This is a genomic window from Bradyrhizobium sp. JR4.3 (assembly GCF_040547695.1).
Taxonomy (GTDB): Bacteria; Pseudomonadota; Alphaproteobacteria; order Rhizobiales; family Xanthobacteraceae; genus Bradyrhizobium; species Bradyrhizobium canariense.
Map to the genome: position 1 here is coordinate 1 of NZ_JBEPQF010000086.1, position 2,181 is coordinate 2,181.

Annotated in this window: 2 protein-coding genes and 1 pseudogene; all 3 read left to right on the forward strand. The window is 62.8% G+C overall.

Annotated features, from left to right (window positions below; all coding sequences use genetic code 11):
- Window positions 1-230 (forward strand): annotated as a pseudogene (locus tag ABIB91_RS41585) (hypothetical protein); the annotation flags it as partial.
- On the forward strand, window positions 227-580 hold the full coding sequence (gene tnpB, locus ABIB91_RS41590; RefSeq protein ID WP_280097107.1) for an IS66 family insertion sequence element accessory protein TnpB: 354 nt from the start codon (window positions 227-229) through the stop codon (window positions 578-580). The pseudogene ABIB91_RS41585 and the gene tnpB, both read left to right, overlap by 4 nt.
- Window positions 581-649: 69 nt before the next feature.
- On the forward strand, window positions 650-2,181 hold a 1,532-nt coding region (gene tnpC, locus ABIB91_RS41595; RefSeq protein WP_354172973.1), incomplete at its 3' end, for an IS66 family transposase.

Consider the following 2,181-nt stretch of genomic DNA (forward strand, 5'->3'; position numbering starts at 1 on the left):
GGCAGATCTACGATTGGCGGCGGCGGTTTCGACAGCGAGGCATGTTGCCGCCGTGCGGGGCGTCCCCGCCGACATTCGCGCCGCTGGTCGTGGAACATGCGTTGGAGGAGCGTCAGACTCCGGCGATCAAGCTTGAGATCGCGATCGGTGATGTCGTGCTGCGGACGGATACGGACATTGATGGTGAGCAGCTCTCCCGGGTGATCCGTGCGGTGCGAGCGTCACGATGATTGCGGCCGGTGCTGATCTGAAGATTTACGTTGCAATGCGGCCGATCGACTTCCGCTGTGGCCACGATGGGCTTGCGGCAAAGGTGCAGGAGGTGCTCCGTCTCGATCCGTTCAGCGGCGCAGCCTTCGTGTTCCGATCCAAACGAGCGGACCGGATCAAGATTTTGGTCTGGGATCGAACGGGCCTGGTGTTGGTGCACAAGCGCCTCGAAGGTTGCAAGTTCGTTTGGCCAACGATCGCGGACGGCGTGATGCGGATATCGCCGGCGATGTTCGCTGCCTTGTTCGAAGGGCTGGATTGGAGATTGGTCCGCCCGGAAGAAGCACGGCGCCCGCAGGCGGCGGGATAACTGCGGCAGAATGACTCGGCAGCTATTTTGATCGTGGCACACGCGGCGGCGATGTGCTCGAAATAGCGCATGAGCATCGCGGCGCTGCGCGACGAAAACGAACGCCTGAAGGCGCTTTTGACGCAAACGCAGGCGGCCTTGAGCGAGCATCAGGGGGCGCTGGCGGCGTCGGAAGAAGCCCGACGCCGCCTGGAGATCATTCTTGGCGAATTGCGACGCGACAGGTTCGGCGCGAAATCCGAGAAGCTGCGACCAGATCAGTATCATTTGCCGCTCGAAGACGTGGAGATCGCGCAAGGCATACTGGATGCCGCGCAGGAGAGAGCCGAGGCGGTGATCCAGGGCCGATCACGGAACGCGCCAGATCATGATTCTCATCGCAATCGCGGCTGCTTGCCTGTCCATTTGCCGCGGGTGGAACGGATCATCGAGCCTGCAAGCACGCTTTGCCCGTGCGGTTGCGGCGCCATGACGAAGATCGGCGAGAACGTTAGCCAGCGTCTTGACGTGATCCCGGCGCAATGGCGCGTGCTGGTCACGCGCCGCCCGAAATATATCTGTCGCCGCTGCTCGGGCCCCGTCGTGCAGGCGCACGCACCGGAGCACGTCGTGCCCGGCGGGCTGCCGACCGAAGCGGCCATCGCGCACGTGATCGTCTCCAAATTTGGCGACCATACGCCATTTTACCGTCAGGCCGAGATCTATGCGCGCCAGGGGATCCGGCTTGATCGGGCGACACTGGGCAACTGGTCTGGCCGCGCCTGCTTCCATCTTCAGCCCATCGCCGACCACATGCGCCACCACCTGGCCATGGCGGATCGGCTGTTCATGGATGAGACCAAGGCGCCGGTACTCGATCCCGGGCGCGGCCAAACGAAGAAAGGCTACTTCTGGGCGATCGCCTCAGACGACCGCGGCCACAGCGGGCCAAGTCCGCCGATCGTGCTGTTCCGATATGCCCCCGGTCGCAGCGGTGCCTTTGCCGAGCAGTTCCTCGACGGCTTTGGCGGACGCTACCTGCAATGCGATGCCTATGACGGGTATGACCGGTTGAACGAAGTCGTTCGACCGCAAGGGCCATGGACGCTCGTGCATTGCTGGAGCCATTTGCGCCGGCGCCTCGTCAAATTGGTGCGCAACAGCAAGTCACCGATCGCCGAGGCCGCTGTTCGGCACATCGCGCAGCTTTACGCCATCGAAGCCATGGTGCGCGGCTCATCGCCGGACATCCGGTTGGCCGCGCGCAAGGAGCACTCGCTGCCAATGGTAGCCGCGTTAAAGTCGTGGTTCGAGAAACAGCTGTCGATGATCTCCAGCGGTTCGACCCTCGCCGAGGATATTCGCTATGCGCTCAATCATTGGCAGGGGCTGACCCGCTTCCTCGAAGACGGGCGTCTCGAGCTCGACACCAACCCGGTCGAGAACGCCATCCGGCCAGTCTGCTTGACCAGGAAAAACGCTCTCTTCGCCGGTCATGAAATCGGGGCAGAAAACTGGGCCTTGCTCGCGTCGATCGTCGCCACCTGCAAGCTCAACGACGTCAATCCGGCCGCCTACATCGCCGAAACACTCGAGGCGATCATCGACGGCCATCCCCATAG